This window comes from Klenkia brasiliensis (assembly GCF_900100695.1).
GTDB lineage: Bacteria > Actinomycetota > Actinomycetes > Mycobacteriales > Geodermatophilaceae > Klenkia > Klenkia brasiliensis.
The window spans coordinates 29,025-43,930 of the sequence record NZ_FNCF01000003.1 but is presented as its reverse complement, the minus strand read 5'-3'; the positions used below and the strand labels follow the sequence as shown (position 1 = coordinate 43,930).

The following is a 14,906-nucleotide window of genomic DNA, read 5'->3' as shown; positions in this document are numbered from 1 at the left end:
CGGGCGGGGTCGACCGAGCCCGGCGTCGGTCAATTCTCCTGGCTCGTCAGCAGGCCGCGCAGGAGGGCCACCTGTCGCTCCCACCTCGACACGACGCTCACGGGATCGTGCAGGCGATAGGTGACGCCGCTGGTGATCTCCGCGTAGGGAACCTTGTGCTCGCGAGCGACGCGCAGGTGCCCGGTGAAGGCCGCCAGCGGCAGGTCGGTCTCCACGGGCTGCTCGGCCACCTGGAACCTCATCTCGTGGTTGGCGCCCCCGGCCGCCAGGACGAGGGTGATGCGCCCGTCGCGGCGGAGGTTCCCGGTCGTTGCCGATCCGTCGTGTAGCAGCAGCGCGACGGCGCCGTCGTGGGCCAGCAGGACTTCGCCTGCGCTGAGCTGGGCGTGGTGCGGCCAGCTGTCCTCGTCCGCGGTGAGCACGCCGACGGCGGTGCCCACCTTGTTCTCCAGGTCGGCGCCGTCGAGGAAGGCGACCACCGCCGGCGGTGGTGTGGTGCTGGTGGGAGGTACCTGGTGAAGGGTCTCGGTGCTCACTGTGAACTCCTGGTGGGGTGTGGTCGGGTCAGGCGGTGTGATTGGGGTGGAGCGCTCCGCCGAGCCCCATGTCGGGGGCCCAGGGGCGGGGGTCGACGTCGCGGAAGTGGGCGCGTTCGAAGACGTCCTGCAGGTGGAAGGGCTTGGTGGCGTCGAAGATGGTCTTCGCGGTGGTGCCCTTGGCCGGTAGTGCCGGGTTGTAGTCCGGGGTCTGCGAGAGGTCCAGGACGTGCCCGGCGATGCCCGGGACAGTGATGATGTCGACGTCGCCCTGCATGCGTGTGGTCATCGCCCACAGCACGTCGTCGGTGTCGTGGATGGCGACGTCGTCGTCGATGAGGATGACGTTCTTCAGTTCGCTGTAGACCCCGAGGGCGAGGATCGCGGCCTGGCGGGCGCGGCCATCGTCGAAGGCGGTGGTCTTGTGGCACTGGATGACGGCCAGGAACTTCCCGCCGCCGGCCGGGTGGGCGTACACGGCTGTGCAGAAGCCGGGCATGGCGTCCTCGAGCGCCCGATAAATGCTGCCCTCGGTCGGCAGGCCGGCGAGGCTCACGTGTTCCTCACCCGGCCCCACCAACGTCTGCAGGATGGGGTTGCGCCGGGTGGTGACGGCCGTGACCTCGATGACCGGCAGCTGGGGGTTGGCCGGGCCGTCGTACCCGGGGAACTCTGGCATCGCGTGCCCGGTCCCAGTGTTCTGGTCCTCGGCCTCCAGCCGTCCGGGGACGATGCGTCCCTCGATGACCACTTCTGCTCGGGGGATCGCGTTCTCCTGGACCGTGACGCCGCGGACGAGCTCCACGGGTGTGCCGCGCAGGCCGCCGGCGACCTGGAGTTCGTCGTACCCGAGGGGCGTCGTCGGGGCCTCCCACTCGGCGCCGATGTGGATCGCCGGGTCCAGGCCCATGTTGATGGTGATCTCCAGGGCTTCCCCCTTGGCCTCGGCGCGCTTGCGGAACTCGTCGATGTGGCGCCCGGGGGCGAAGAAGATCGTCATGGTGGTGGCGCTCTGCACGCACAGCCGGTGGATCGTGACGTCGGTGCCCAGGTCGGGGTCGCTGGCCAGCGCCAGGCCCATGCAGAAGTAGGGGCCAGCGTCCTGGTCGGTGTTGGTGGGGGCCGGCACGAGCGCGCGCAGGTCGAAGCCGTCCTCGTCTGCTCGGTGGACGACCTCCTGGCACGGGGCGTTGCTGCCTTCGGGCAGCACCACCGGCTCGATGCCGTTCTCCCGGGCCTGCCAGAACCGTTGAGTCAGCTGGTCCGGCGGGGTCTCAAGCAGCAGGCCGACGCGCTCACGGCTGGCCGTCAGACCAACGAGCACATCCCATCCGGGGTAGCCGGTGACATCGTGGAAGAGCATGGCGGGCCCGATCTGGGTCGGCCGCTCCACGGTGCCGCCTGCGCCGACGCGCCGGTACACCCCGGCCAGCTCGCCGATGGGGTCCACCGGGTGGTCGGTCTCCAGGAGCTGCCCCGGGTGGGCGCGCAACCGGTCGAGTGCGGAGCGTAGGTCGGTGATGGGGGTGGTATCGGACGGGGTGCTCATGGCTGCATCTCCAGGTGGGCGAGCGGGTTGATGTCGAGGTCACGCTCGCGGGCATCGGTGAGGCCAGTCCAGCGTGGCGAGGTGGTGGGGGCGCTGATGTCGAACTGGTCGAGCACACGCATAGCGATGTGGTCGACGACGTCGGCGATGCTGGCCGGACGGTTGTAGAAGGCCGGCATGGGCGGGACCATCACCGCGCCCATCCGGGTCAGGGCCAGCATGTTGTCCAGGTGAATCTCCGACAACGGGGTCTCCCGCGGGACCAGGACGAGGCGGCGGCGTTCCTACAGCACGACGTCGGCGGCGCGGGCAAGCAGGTTGTCGGCGTAACCGGTGCGGATGCCCGCCAGGGTCTTCATGCTGCAAGGCGCGATGATCATCCCGGCGGTCTTGAACGACCCTGACGAGATGGCTGCTGCCTGGTCACCGGTGCCGTGGCAGATGTCTGCCAGGTCAGCGACCTGCCGTGCGGTGTAAGGCGTCTCGAGCTCAATGGTGGTGCGCGCCCAGCGGGACATGACCAGATGGGTCTCGACGTCCGGGACGTCCTGCAGCAGTTCGAGCAGCCGCACACCCAGTGGGGCTCCGGTCGCCCCGGTAATGCCAACGATCAATCTCACGACGCCTCCTAGTTCGTATACGAACAATGTGGCATGGCGGTGTTCTCGCGTCCACCCGGATCCCGGGATCATCGTCGTGAGCTGAGTCGCACGACCATCAGGCCAAGCGAGCGAGGAGGCCGCGCAGCTGGTCGCGCTGGGCCGGCTCGAGGGCCTGCAGGGCGGAATCGTCGACCTCGCGGACGAGAGGAGTCGCGTGCTGCTCGGTGCTGCGCCCCTCGTTGGTGGCCACAAGCAGGCGACGGCGCCTGTCATCGGGATCTGCCAGGTAGAGAAGCCATCCGCGGTCCACCATCCGGGCAACCAAGGGTGTGAGCGTGGCCTTGTCGATGGCCACCCGGGCGCCCACCGTGCCGAGATCCTGTCCGGGGTGGGCGACCACCTCTCGCAGGACGGTCCATTGCGTCTTGGTCAGCCCTGGAAGCTGGGCGGACCACAGGGCAGTATGACCCTGAAGCACGCGGCGCATGAGATGGAAGATCGCCCCGTCGTCGCCGTGGACATGTGCTGCTGCTGTCACGGGACCATCATAGTTTGTGCACGTAAATACGACCGCGGACGACCGTTGCAGAGGCATTCAGTGATAAACCGGGCCGCTGCGGCGAAGCTGCTGGACCAGCTGAGCCCGGTTGTCGGAACCGGCCTGGATCATTGCTCGGTTGACGTTCGCTCTGGACCGGGTAACGCGGGCCAGCCGGCGTCACCCCGTCGTAGAGTCGGGTCTGCCCAGCGATCCCGGGTGATGATCACGACCGCGATGCCGACCAGCACTCCCGCGACCGTCTCCAGCCCTCGGTCCAGCAGCAGCTGACTGATCGGAACCGGGTGGGCCAGCTGCCCCAGCAGCAACGCCAGCGGGGTGACGGTCAACATCGCCGCCCCGTAGTTGCGCGTCACCACCAGCTCGGTCACCACCTGCAGGCACACCACTGCGACGACTACGCCGACGATGTTCAGTGGAAGCGTCAAAGCCAGGGCCGCAACACCCAGACCGGCCAGCGTGCCCAGTCCTCGATGAGCGCCCCGAACCAGCTGAGCGTGCAGGCTGACCACCCCCATCGGTGCCACCGCAGCCACCATCGCCCAATACGGGTGGTCACCGATGAGCTTCCCCACCGCCCCGGCCACGATCACCGCGGCAGCGCACCGGAGGGCCTGAACACGCCGGCGGTGTCGTACCCGCTCCGCAGAGGCCTGGGCTGCCGCGGTCTGGCCCGTGGCGGTGGCCGGACCGGCCGGTGCCGCTGCAGGGGTCCTGCCGTACGGAAGCAGGTGGCCGACCCCGCTCAGCGCCAGCGCCACGACCGCGGTCACCGCGGCCACCAGGACAGCAGTGGCCCACCCGGCCAGTGACGTGAGCGCAACTGAGGAGCACGCGCCGACCGCGAAGACGCAGAACAGCGGCCCCGGCGGCCGCCAGCTCTGCCGGTCTGACGCCCACGCGGCGAACGCCGCCCACAATCCAGTGACCGGTACCGCCCACCAGACCCGATCCGGGCTCAGGGCCACCAGCGCGCCGCAAGCGACCGCAGCGACCAGGTAGCCGGCATGGCGGGCCTGCACTGCGACATCGGCTGGGCCGTGTGGGCGCCGACCGTAGATGGCGGTGAAGGCGCCGAAGGTCGCATAGATGGCCAGATCGGTGCGCCCCACGGCGGCCAGCACGGCCACGGGGATGCCGACGGACAGTCCCGCGCGGACCGCAGTGGGCGCGAGCCCGGACTGCGGAGTGACCACTAGGAGGTCCCCCAGGGCGCTACGGGCGGAGGATGGCCGCTGCATCCGACCAGCAGATCATGCGAACGGTGGCCTCAACAGCGCCGTGGGGAACTCAGGCGTAGCCGTCGACTAGGGAACCCTTGTTCTGGCTGGTGGACAGCTGAGCGGCGATCTGGGGGTTGGCGTCGAGGAGGTCCTGGATGCCGGTGCCGTCGGTGAGGCGGGCAAGCAGGTCCTCGGTGGTGATGCCGAAGGCGTCGGAGAGGGCCTGGATGCCGCTCTGGGCATCCACCGGCGGCTTGGGCGGGGGGCCGCCGGCGTGCCCACCGCGCCCGATCGTTCCGGAGGCGATGTCGGTGGCCATGCCACTGGGGGCGTCGGTGGGCAGGGTGGCCTGGATGGTGGCCAGCAGGTCGTCGTTGCTGATGCCGGCTGCTTCGGCCAGTTCGGTCATGGTCTTGCCGCTGTCGAGCTGGGACGTGAGGGTGTCTGCGTCGATGCCGAGCAGGTCGGCGACAGCGGCGTTGGTCTTCTCCGGCCCGCCGTCGGGCGGGGGACCTGCGGGGCGCTGGGTCTGCGAGGTAGCCCACGCGGCCGAGGTGGAGGACAGGGCACTGATGCTGCTCATGGGGTTCTCCCGGGGGTCAGGGGTGGGGCGGACTCCGAGGCTCATCGGTCGGCCGCACCGCTTCCACGACCCAGATCGACGTGCTCACAGCGTGCTGACAGCGACGCACAGCTCCGGCGCATCTTGCGTACTGCGATCGCAGTACGCGGCTCGGTGAAGCCTGCGTGCGGATGACGCCGGCCCGGGCGCGGGACTCACATGCTGGGTGGCGTGAACAACCGTCTCCCCACCACCGCCATCGCCGCCAGCGCGGCCGTGCTGATGTCGCTGGGCCTGGTCGGCTGCAGCTCCGACACCACCAGCGACTCCACCTCCACGTCCACGTCGTCGGCGGCGACGTCCGCCTCGAGCGGTTCGACTGCTGCCTCCGGTGACGTCGTCGCCCTGGCCGAGGCGTTCGCGGCCACCCTGGACGATGACCAGCGCGAGGCGCTGAACCAGGACTACACCTTCGACAACGCCACCAACTGGTCCAACTTCCCCAACGCGCTGCTGGCCGGTACCGGTGGGTTCCCCGGCGGGGGCCGCCCCGGCGGCGGTGCCCTGCCCAGCGGTCAGATGCCCAGCGGCGGCCCCGGCGGGGCCCCGGGTGGTGGGTCCGGCGGCGGGTCCGGTGCCGGCGGCATCGGCAGCGGCGGACGCGTGGGCCTGCAGACCGACAGCCTCAGCGACGAGCAGTGGACGGCGCTGGAGAACCTGCTGCGCGCGGTCACCGGCAGCTCGGCCAACGAGGGCTTCGACGAGATCATGCAGCACCTGGCGGCCGACGACTACCTCGCCGACAACGGTGGCGGGGACGACTACGGCCGCGGCAATTACTTCATCGCCTTCCTCGGCGAGCCCACCGACTCCGGTACCTGGGAGCTGCAGTTCGGCGGTCACCACCTCGCGGTGGCAAACACCTACGTCAACGGCGCTCTGGGCGGCGCCACCCCGTCCTTCCGCGGAATCGAGCCGCTGACCACGGTGGAGGAAGACGGTGTCACCGTCCAGCCCGAGCAGCAGGAGCAGGCCGCGTTCGCCGCACTGCTGGGCTCGCTGGATGACACCCAGCTGGCCTCGGCCCAGCTGTCGGAAAGCTTCAACGACATCCTGCTGGGCCCGGGCAACGACTGGGCGTTCCCCACGACCTCCGAGGGCGTGAAGGGCTCGGACCTGACCGCTGACCAGAAGGCGCTCGTGCTGGCAGCGATCAACACCTACGTCGACGACATCGACGACGCCGACGCCGCCACGATCCTGGCCAAGTACGAGGGCGAGCTGGACGACACCTACGTCTCCTTCTCCGGGAACAGCACCGTCAGCGAGGTCGGGGACTACGTCCGCATCGACGGCCCCTCGGTGTGGATCGAGTTCTCCCTGCAGAACGGCATCGTCCTGGACGGCCCGCACCCGCACGCCGTGTGGCGTGACAAGCAGTCCGACTACGCCGGTCTGACCTCCTGAGATGGCCAGCACCCCGGTCCGGACCCCGCGCCGGCCCCGCCGCGGGGCCCGGACCGGGATGCGCGGGCGGCTCGCCGCCCTCACCGTCTTGCTCTCCTCCCTCCTGCTGTTCCTGTCCACCGGCCCGGCCTCGGCGCACGTGGTCCCCTCCACCGTCGTGCAGCTAGATCTGCACGGGAATCAGATCGACGGGGAGGTGCTGCTGCCCGCCGGCGATCTGGCCACCGCCAGCGGCCTGACCCTGACCGGCGCCGACGGCGCGGGGGTCACGCTGGACACCGTCACAGCCGAGGCCGTCGCGGCCTACCTCACCCAGCACGTCCAAGTCAGCTCCGACGCCGGCGCGTGGGCCGTCGCGTTCACCGACGTCGCCGCCACGAACACCGAGCAGTACGGCACCGGCACCTTCGCAGCCATCACTGCCGACCTGGTCCTCACCCCGCCGGCCGGCACCGACGTGCACCGCTTCGATCTGGCGTGGGACGCGATCGTGCACCAGGTGGTCACCGCCGACATCTACGTGCTGTTGCGCAGCGACGGCACCGGCGCCACCGCAGGGACCACGCTGCCCACCTCCCTAGGCGTGGTGACCACCGACACCATCACCGGCACCGTCCCCGCCTTGCACGTGGACCTCACCAGCGACGCCGGCGCTGCGGCCACCGCTACTGGCTTCGGGGGCATGCTCACCCTCGGCATCTCCCACATCGCCGAGGGCACCGACCACCAGCTGTTCTTGCTGACCCTGCTGCTCCCCGCGCCGCTGCTGGCCGCAGCCGGCCGCTGGCCTGGCACGGTCACCACCGGCAAGGCGGTCCGCAGGATCACCGCCACCACCCTGGCTTTTACCATTGGGCACTCGGTCACCCTCGCCGCTGGCGCACTGGGCCTGCCGGTCCCTGGTCAGGCCGTGGAGGCCGCCATCGCACTGAGCATCCTGGTCGCCGCCGCGCACGCTGTCCGCCCGCTGTTCCCCGGCCGCGAACCGCTGGTGGCCGGGGCCTTCGGGTTGGTGCACGGGCTGGCCTTCGCCGGCACGCTCACCGAGTTGAACCTGTCGGGTTGGGAGCTGGTGCGTTCCCTGCTCGGATTTAACCTCGGCATCGAACTCATGCAGCTGGCCGTGGTCGTCCTGGTCTTGCCCCCGCTGGTGATCCTGGCCCGGACCTCGCTCTACCCGCGGCTGCGGATCACCGCTGCGGTACTGACCGGCATCGCGGCCACCGGTTGGCTGCTCGACCGGGTCGGGGTGCCCACCCCGCTAGCCGCTGGAGCCGATGCCCTGGGCCCGGCCTCACCATTGCTGGCGGCCGCACTGTGGCTGCTGGCCGCCGCGACGTTCCTGCGCCGCCGCCCCGTCAGGTCAGCCGCGCAGGCGGAGTCACAGGCAAACCTGATCGGCGCGACGCGGTGATCAATTCAGCCGGCTCTACGACGGCCGTACCGTGCTACAGGTGGCCTCGGCACCGGACACCATCCCCGGCCGTAGGCGGGACCTGCGGTACGGGTTGATCGTGACTGCCCTGACCGCCCTGGCCCTCGCAGCCCCGGACGGCGGGCCGGCAGGTCCAGGCCGCGACGGGTCCCTGCTGCTGTGGGCAGGGGCTGCCATCGGATTGGTCGCCCTGCTGACGCTCCGCCGGCACCCGGACTGGGCCCTCGCTGTGTGCCTGGCGGTCGCCCTGGTCGCGCACCTGATCACCGGCGCCCCGACCGGGTTGATCCTGCTTGTCCTCACCGCCCAGTTCATCGCAGCCGTCCGCCTACCCCTGCGCGCCGCACTCGTCCTGCTGGCGGTGTCGGTGGCGGCCTACCTGGCTGTCGATGCGGCCACCGGCGGGTGGGACAGCCGAGTGCTGGCCCCCGTGGCGTTGATGGCTGCGCTCACCGGCGCCGGCGCGGTGGTGTCCACCCAGCGGGCGTTGCTGCGCGCGGCAACCGAACGCGCCGCCGCGGCCGAGCAGACCAAACGCGACGAGGCGGCACTGCAAGTCGCCGACGAGCGCCTTCGCATCGCCCGCGAGCTCCACGACGTCGTCGCCCACCATGTCGCCGTCATGGGCATCCAGGCCGGAGCAGCCGAACAGCTCCTGGACTCCGACCGTGACCAGGTCCGAGCCGCCCTCGCCCAGGTCCGTGCCTCCGGGCGCACCGCCCTGACCGAACTCGGCGCGGTCGTCGGGCTGCTGCGCTCCACGACCGCCGATGTCGATGCAGAGGAGGGCGGTGAGCTTCAGCCAGTTGCCGGGCTGGCCCGGCTGCCTGAGCTAATGAACACGGTGCGAGCGGCCGGCCTGGAGCTCACCGTCACCGGGAAGCCCGACGGCCTCGCGGAGCTCGGGCTACCCGAGATGTCGAATGCCGCCGCGTACCGGATCGTGCAGGAGGCCTTTACCAACGCCATCAAGTACGGAACCGGTACCGCTGCGCTCCTCATCGACGCCAGACCGGGCGCGGTGACCATCGCCATCACCAACCCCGTCGCCCCCAGCGACCGGACCGCGGCCAGGGAAGGCGCAGGACATGGCCTGGTGGGTATGCGGGAACGGGCTGCCCTGGTCGGCGCGGAGCTTAGCGCAGGACCCGACGAGGGCGGTCTGTTCACGGTGCAGGTGCGCCTGCCCACCCACCGGGAAGTCCGGTCGTGACCACCCCTATCCGCGTCCTGCTCGTCGACGATCAATCGCTCATCCGCTCCGGTGTCGCGGCGATGCTGTCCAGCGCTCCGGATATCGCCGTCGTTGCCCAAGCGGACGATGGTGAGGACGCCATCCGGCTGGCCGCGCTGCACCGGCCCGACATCGTCTTGATGGACCTGCGTATGCCTGTGCTCGACGGCATCGCCGCCACCCGGGCCATCACCGCGACCCCCGACCTCGCCGGGGTCCGGGTTGTCGTGCTGACCACGTTCGAGGACGACCGCAACGTGCTGCTCGCGCTGCGGGCGGGGGCCAGCGGCTTCGTCGGGAAAGGCGCCGAGCCCGTCGAGCTGCTCGAAGCCGTGCGCGTCGTGGCCGCCGGGGAGGCGCTGTTGTCCCCGCGTGCCACCCGGGCACTGGTGGAGGGCTACGTCCTCGGTGCCGGTCAGGCCGGCGAAGCCCCCGATGAGGACCACCGCGCCGCCGCGGCGGCGTTCAGCCAGCTCACCCAACGCGAACTCGAGTTAGCCACCTGGGTGGCTCTGGGCGCTAGCAACGACGAGATCGCCGCTGAGCTCGTCTTGTCCCCACTGACGGTCAAGACCCACGTCAACCGCGCGATGGCGAAGGTCGGCGCCCGTGACCGTGCGCAATTGGTCGTCTTGGCCTACCGCAGTGGGCTGGTCCATCCCCGGATGCGTCGACCGAGCACACCCAATTGATTGAGTGGGCGGAATGCAGATCGGCGGTCTCGTCAGCTCGGAAGGTCACCGGCGCGGACGAGACTGCTCTGCCAGGCCAGCACCACCAGCTGGGCGCGATCGCGAACACCGAGCTTGGCCATGGCGCGGTTCAGATGGGTCTTGACGATGAGTGGGGACAGGAACAGTCGATCGGCGATGTCCTCGTTGGCCAGGCCGCGGGCGGCGAAGACGACCATCTCGCGTTCGCGTTCGATCAGGGTGGCCCATTCCGCAGGGCGACGGCGCCCTCGAGGCTCTGCACACCTCTGACCACGAGCTTGCCGGGCCACTGGTCGCGCAGCCAGGTGAGGTCCTCGGCGGTGGCGAGGGGTCGAACATCGCGGCGATGAGCTGTTCGACGGTGCCGGAGAAGCGCCGCAGGGAGGCGAAATCAAGCGGTTGGGTGCGGAGCACGTCGAACCACCAGGCGGAGTGGGTGGCCATGTCGGCCAGGGTGCGTGGGGTCGCGTCCAGGGTCACCTGCTGCCACGGGCCAGCTGGGGTTCCTCCGGAGGGCGCTGCGCTGGCCCTCGGTCCCGGATAACCAAGCCGGTGGCCGGGTCCGCAGCGTGGGCTGACGGTCAGCAGCGAGGTCATCTCCACGCACCCGTGTAGCGCAATGGGACAGAGCGCATGTGTCCTGCGTCTCTACGGTGCTCGTGCTGAGACCGCGCGCACCCCGGAGGACACCCATGACGTACCCCACTGTCGAGTTCGGGGCGTTCCTCGCCCCGTGGCACCGCGTGGACACAGATGCTCACTACGCCATCGAGCAGGACCTCGAGCTGTGCGTCGCGATGGACAAGCTCGGCTTCTCCGAGTTCTGGATGGGCGAGCACCACTCCGGCGGTGTCGAGATTGTCTCGGACCCGCTGATGTTCCTCGCCGCCGCAGCACAGCGGACCACGCGCATCAAGCTGGGGCTCGGTGTCGTGTCCCTGCCCTACCACAACCCGTTCATCCTGGCGGACCGGCTGGTGCTGCTCGACCACCTGACGAAGGGGCGCATGGTCTTCGGCGCGGGCCCCGGCCAGCTGGTCGACGACTCGCGATCGATCGGCATCGACCCGATCGACAACCGGCGCAAGATGGAGCAGGCCTTCGACGTCATCACCCGCCTGCTCGCCGGGGAGACGGTGACGGAGAAGACCGACTGGTACGACCTCGACCGCGCCTACATCCAGATCGCCCCCTACTCCGACATCCAGACTGCCGTGACGGCGACGGTCTCCCCGACCGGGCCGAAGCTGGCCGGCAAGTACGGCGCCGGGATCCTCTCCCTGGCCGCGACCGACCCGGCCGGGGCCGAGAAGCTGCAGGAGCACTGGGGCATCGCCGAGCAGATCGCGGCGGAGAACGGCCAGACGGTGGACCGTCGCAACTGGCGGTTGACGTGCCCGATGCACATCGCCGAGACCGAGGAGAAGGCCCGGGAGAACGCCCGGCACGGCCTGCTGTACCTGATGAACTACCTCTCCCACGTCAGCCCGGGTATGCAGGAGGTCGACGACGTCGACCTGCTGATCGACGGCATCAACTCCACCGGGTTCGGCGTCATCGGCACGCCCGAGATGGCCGTCGCCCAGGTCAAGCGGATGCAGGAGAAGTCCGGCGGGTTCGGGAAGCTGCTGGTCCTGCACGGTGAGTGGGCGAACGTGCCCAACAGCCTGCGCAGCATGGAACTGATCGCCGAGCAGGTCATGCCCGAGTTCAACGGCTCCAAGGCCCGCCGGCAGCGCGGCTTCGACGAGACCGTGAACAGCGACGGTGCAGGGGCCAAGGCGACCTCGGCCGGGCAGGCCGAGGCGCAGGCGCGGTTCGAGGCCGAGCGGGCAGCGCGCGCCAGCGCCTGACGAACCCCAGCGCGATGAGGGTGGACCGGCTGCGGCCGGTCCACCCTCATCGGGTTCAGGCCAGGCCGCGCCAGACGGTGACGATGTCGGCCACGCAGGCCGGTCGGTCCCCACCCTCGATCTCCGCCGTGAGCCGGGCCGTGATGCGGCAGCCGTCGTCAACGGGGACGACGGCCGCCAGCTCGGCGATCACCCGGATCCTTGAGTCGACAGGGACCGGGGACAGGAAGCGGATCTTGTCCGATCCGTAGTTCACCGCCATCGATGCCCCGTCGACGCGGTACACCTCGGCGGCCAATCCGGAGAGCAGCGACGCGGTCAGCCAGCCGTGGGCGATGGTCCTGCCGAACGGGCCCGCGGCGGCACGCTCGGGATCGACGTGGATCCATTGGTCGTCCCCGGTCGCGGCGGCGAAGGCGTTGATGCGCGCCTGGTCGATCTGCAGCCACGAGCTGTGGCCCAAGGGCGAGCCGACCGCGTCCCTCAGGCCGGCGACGGTGGTGAAGGATCTGGGAGCGGCTGGGACGTTCATGTCCCGCACGCTAGGGACGGCTGCTGCCACCCGGATGTCGCGCTACGGGACAGGGAACCTGCTCATGCTCGCCACAGGTGAGGCCCGGGACGGGTGAGGACGAGCTGCGGGACGACGGTCCTGCTCGTGATCGTGGTCAGCGCCATGAGCGCTGTCGCGACGTCGGCGACCGGCAGCATCGTGTCCAGCGGGACGGTCTCGGCCAGGCCTTGGGTCATCGCCGTGGCCACGTAGCCGGGGCACACGGCCGTCGCGGTGACCCCCTCCAGGGCGTGCTCGGTGTTCAGGGTCTCGCACAGGCTGATCAAGGCGGCCTTGGTCGCCCCGTAGGCGGAGTTGAGAGGTTCACCTGCGATCCCGGTCATCGAGGCCACCGCGAGCACCTTCCCGCCGAGCGGGCTCGACGCCCCGGAAGCCGTCAGGAGCGGCAGCAGCTCCTGGATGAGGACGAAGGCCGAGCGGACGTTGATGTCGAACATCTTGTCCAGCCGTCGCACGGGGTAGTCGGCCACCGGCCCGATCGCACCCATCCCGGCGTTGAGGACCAGGACGTCGAGGCTGCCATGTGCATCCCGGTGGGCTGCGGCGATGGACCGGACGTCGTCCTCCACCGCCATGTCGGCGGACACGGTGCCGACCCGCACCTGGTGGCTGTCGGTCAGCTCCTCCGAAAGTGCCGCGAGGGCGTCTGTGCTCCGCGCGGTGATGGTCAGGTCGTAGCCGGCCGAGGCCAGGCGCCGCGCGACCTCCTCGCCGATCCCTCGCGAGGCCCCGGTGACCACTGCGGACCGACGGTGGAGCTGCGGCGTGCTCACTGCGGGGCCATCCGGATGGCCCCGTCGAGACGGATGACCTCACCGTTGAGCATGGGGTTCTCCACGATCGATGTGACGAGGTGGGCGTACTCCTCCGGCAGGCCCAACCGTGCCGGGTGCGGGACCTGCGCGGCCAGCGAAGCCCGGACCTCGTCCGTGAGTCCGCGCAGGATCGGCGTCTCGAACATCCCCGGCGCGATCGTCATCACCCGGATCTGGTGGCGCGCCAGGTCACGAGCCAGCGGGAGGGTCAGTCCGACGATGCCTCCCTTGGAGGCGGAGTAGGAGGTCTGCCCGATCTGACCGTCGAATGCGGCCACGGACGCCGTGTTGACGATGACCCCGCGCTCGTCGCCGAGCAGCGGAGCCTCGACCATGGCCGCTGCGGCCAGCCGGGCGACGTTGAAGGTGCCGATGAGGTTGATCTCCACCACCCGCCGGAAACGGGCGAGGTCGACCGGGCCGGACCGTGTCACGGTCCTGGCGGGGTCCCCGACCCCCGCGCAGTTGACGACCACTCTGAGGTCGCCCAGCTCGCGCGAGGCCTCGACCGCTGCAGCGACCTGGTCCTCATCGCGGACGTCCGCAGCGACGAAGGTGGCGCGGTTGCCGAGAGAGGCTGCGGCCTGCCCCCCGGCCGACGACGGGAGGTCCAGCAGCACGACAGCTGCTCCGTGCTCGTGCAGGCGTTGCGCCGTGGCTAGTCCCAGACCCGACGCTGCCCCGGTCACCAGTGCGACGCCACCAGCTACCTGCACCCTGTACCCCTCCCACCGGTCGTGCGGACTGCCCGCGCGGACCTCGTGAGTGTCTCGGCGCTGTCGGAAAGGCACTGTCGCGTTACGCGACAGTGCCCGGGCGGCCAGCGGTGGTCGGCTGTGCACAGCCGGGCGCGACCGACTGGCGTGCCACCCCACGGCGTAGACGACGAGGAAGAGGTCATCATGGCTGGACGTGTCGAGGGCAAGGTCGCCTTCATCACCGGAGCAGCGCGGGGGCAGGGCCGCAGCCACGCCATCCGGCTCGCACAGGAGGGTGCCGACATCATCGCGGTCGACCTCAACGAGGCGATCCCCGGGACCGGCACCCCCGGAGCCAGCGACGCCGACCTCGCCGAGACGGTGGCTGCTGTCGAGGCCCTGGATCGCCGAATCGTGGCGACGAAGGCCGACGTCCGTGATTACGCCGGCATCAAGGCAGCCGTGGACGCCGGCGTCGCGGAGCTCGGCCGCCTCGACATCGTCAGCGCCAACGCGGGGATCGCCTCATTGCCGCACCTCACCCACGAACTGGACGAGGAGGTGTGGCAGACGATGATCGACATCAACCTCACCGGGGTGTGGCACACCGCCAAGGCGACGATCCCGCACCTCATCGAGGGCGGACGCGGGGGTGCACTGGTGCTCACGTCGTCGGCGGCCGGTCTCAAGGCCTACGCCAACATCGCGCACTACGTCTCCGCCAAGCACGGCGTCGTGGGCCTGATGAAGACCCTTGCCGTCGAACTGGCCCCCCACCGGATCCGGGTCAACAGCCTGCACCCGACCCAAGTCGACACCCCCATGATCCAGAACCAGGCGACGTACGAGCTGTTCACGGGAAACGCCGAGGCCACCAAGGAGGACTTCGAGCCGATCTCGCAGTCCCTGAACGCGCTGCCCATCCCGTGGGTGGACCCGGTCGACGTCAGCAACGCGCTGCTGTGGCTGGCCTCCGACGAGGCCCGCTACGTCACCGGTGTGCCGCTGCCCATCGACGCCGGGACCGTCCTGAAGTAGTGCTCCGGGCCGGCGCCCCGGTCGTCGCGAAGTGCGACACCGGGGGCC

Annotated in this window: 15 protein-coding genes and 1 pseudogene; 6 read left to right on the top strand and 10 right to left on the bottom strand. The window is 70.1% G+C overall.

The window, feature by feature from the left end:
* Positions 1-29: 29 nt before the first annotated feature.
* The 6 genes and pseudogenes from BLT39_RS08875 to BLT39_RS08850 all read right to left on the bottom strand — a co-directional run bounded on the left by BLT39_RS08875 (position 30) and on the right by BLT39_RS08850 (position 5,052).
* A complete protein-coding gene (locus BLT39_RS08875) occupies positions 30-536 on the bottom strand; it encodes a pyridoxamine 5'-phosphate oxidase family protein (protein ID WP_131801440.1) in 507 nt (168 codons plus the stop codon).
* A gap of 28 nt (positions 537-564) precedes the next feature.
* Positions 565-2,085: a UbiD family decarboxylase gene (locus BLT39_RS08870; RefSeq protein ID WP_091061958.1), complete on the bottom strand. Its 1,521-nt coding sequence runs from the start codon at positions 2,083-2,085 to the stop codon at positions 565-567.
* Positions 2,082-2,705, bottom strand: a pseudogene (locus BLT39_RS23470) (non-oxidative hydroxyarylic acid decarboxylases subunit B). Before BLT39_RS23470 ends, BLT39_RS08870 begins: the two are co-directional and overlap by 4 nt.
* Positions 2,706-2,802: 97 nt before the next feature.
* The gene (locus BLT39_RS08860) at positions 2,803-3,225 is read right to left on the bottom strand and encodes a MarR family winged helix-turn-helix transcriptional regulator (protein WP_165640212.1); all 423 of its coding nucleotides are present in this window, start codon (positions 3,223-3,225) and stop codon (positions 2,803-2,805) included.
* Positions 3,226-3,353: 128 nt separating this feature from the next.
* Complete coding sequence (locus tag BLT39_RS08855) at positions 3,354-4,442, bottom strand: FUSC family protein (protein ID WP_165640211.1); 1,089 nt, start codon at positions 4,440-4,442, stop codon at positions 3,354-3,356.
* A gap of 94 nt (positions 4,443-4,536) precedes the next feature.
* Entirely contained in the window at positions 4,537-5,052 is a 516-nt protein-coding gene (locus BLT39_RS08850; RefSeq protein WP_091061952.1) for a hypothetical protein, read from the bottom strand.
* 210 nt (positions 5,053-5,262) lie between these two features.
* Here BLT39_RS08850 and BLT39_RS08845 point away from each other — a divergent pair, with 210 nt between their 5' ends.
* From BLT39_RS08845 to BLT39_RS08830, 4 genes are read left to right on the top strand one after another with little or no spacing between them, the layout of a single operon-like run.
* Entirely contained in the window at positions 5,263-6,498 is a 1,236-nt protein-coding gene (locus tag BLT39_RS08845) for a DUF3500 domain-containing protein (protein WP_207507789.1), read from the top strand.
* 1 nt (position 6,499) lies between these two features.
* On the top strand, positions 6,500-7,912 hold the full coding sequence (locus BLT39_RS08840) for a HupE/UreJ family protein (protein WP_091061950.1): 1,413 nt from the start codon (positions 6,500-6,502) through the stop codon (positions 7,910-7,912).
* A 40-nt stretch (positions 7,913-7,952) separates the two neighbouring features.
* The gene (locus BLT39_RS08835; RefSeq protein ID WP_131801439.1) at positions 7,953-9,146 is read left to right on the top strand and encodes a sensor histidine kinase; all 1,194 of its coding nucleotides are present in this window, start codon (positions 7,953-7,955) and stop codon (positions 9,144-9,146) included.
* Complete coding sequence (locus BLT39_RS08830) at positions 9,143-9,859, top strand: response regulator (RefSeq protein WP_091061947.1); 717 nt, start codon at positions 9,143-9,145, stop codon at positions 9,857-9,859. The genes BLT39_RS08835 and BLT39_RS08830 overlap by 4 nt, the downstream gene beginning before the upstream one ends.
* 32 nt (positions 9,860-9,891) lie before the next feature.
* Here BLT39_RS08830 and BLT39_RS08825 read toward each other — a convergent pair whose 3' ends face one another.
* On the bottom strand, positions 9,892-10,170 hold the full coding sequence (locus BLT39_RS08825; protein ID WP_278246959.1) for a helix-turn-helix domain-containing protein: 279 nt from the start codon (positions 10,168-10,170) through the stop codon (positions 9,892-9,894).
* Positions 10,171-10,572: 402 nt separating this feature from the next.
* Here BLT39_RS08825 and BLT39_RS08820 point away from each other — a divergent pair, with 402 nt between their 5' ends.
* Positions 10,573-11,733, top strand: a complete 1,161-nt coding sequence (locus tag BLT39_RS08820; protein ID WP_091061943.1) for an LLM class flavin-dependent oxidoreductase — start codon at positions 10,573-10,575, stop codon at positions 11,731-11,733.
* 55 nt (positions 11,734-11,788) lie between these two features.
* On the opposite strand, the gene BLT39_RS08815 is transcribed toward BLT39_RS08820, so the two are convergent.
* The 3 genes from BLT39_RS08815 to BLT39_RS08805 form a co-directional block, all read right to left on the bottom strand.
* Positions 11,789-12,265 carry a MaoC family dehydratase gene (locus tag BLT39_RS08815; RefSeq protein WP_091062901.1) on the bottom strand — a complete coding sequence of 159 codons (477 nt, stop codon included), beginning with the start codon at positions 12,263-12,265 and terminating at the stop codon, positions 11,789-11,791.
* Positions 12,266-12,327: 62 nt separating this feature from the next.
* On the bottom strand, positions 12,328-13,047 hold the full coding sequence (locus BLT39_RS08810) for an SDR family NAD(P)-dependent oxidoreductase (protein ID WP_207507787.1): 720 nt from the start codon (positions 13,045-13,047) through the stop codon (positions 12,328-12,330).
* Positions 13,048-13,076: 29 nt separating this feature from the next.
* Positions 13,077-13,811: an SDR family NAD(P)-dependent oxidoreductase gene (locus tag BLT39_RS08805; protein ID WP_242658266.1), complete on the bottom strand. Its 735-nt coding sequence runs from the start codon at positions 13,809-13,811 to the stop codon at positions 13,077-13,079.
* A 174-nt stretch (positions 13,812-13,985) separates the two neighbouring features.
* Here BLT39_RS08805 and BLT39_RS08800 point away from each other — a divergent pair, with 174 nt between their 5' ends.
* On the top strand, positions 13,986-14,858 hold the full coding sequence (locus BLT39_RS08800) for a mycofactocin-coupled SDR family oxidoreductase (protein ID WP_278246958.1): 873 nt from the start codon (positions 13,986-13,988) through the stop codon (positions 14,856-14,858).
* Positions 14,859-14,906 lie beyond the last annotated feature (48 nt).

Coding starts and splice junctions, on each gene's coding strand:
- BLT39_RS08870 (WP_091061958.1), bottom strand. CDS start 2,085: ATGAGCACCCCGTCCGATACCACCCCCATCACCGACCTACGCTCCGCA.
- BLT39_RS08815 (WP_091062901.1), bottom strand. CDS start 12,265: ATGAACGTCCCAGCCGCTCCCAGATCCTTCACCACCGTCGCCGGCCTG.
- BLT39_RS08820 (WP_091061943.1), top strand. CDS start 10,573: ATGACGTACCCCACTGTCGAGTTCGGGGCGTTCCTCGCCCCGTGGCAC.
- BLT39_RS08850 (WP_091061952.1), bottom strand. CDS start 5,052: ATGAGCAGCATCAGTGCCCTGTCCTCCACCTCGGCCGCGTGGGCTACC.
- BLT39_RS08840 (WP_091061950.1), top strand. CDS start 6,500: ATGGCCAGCACCCCGGTCCGGACCCCGCGCCGGCCCCGCCGCGGGGCC.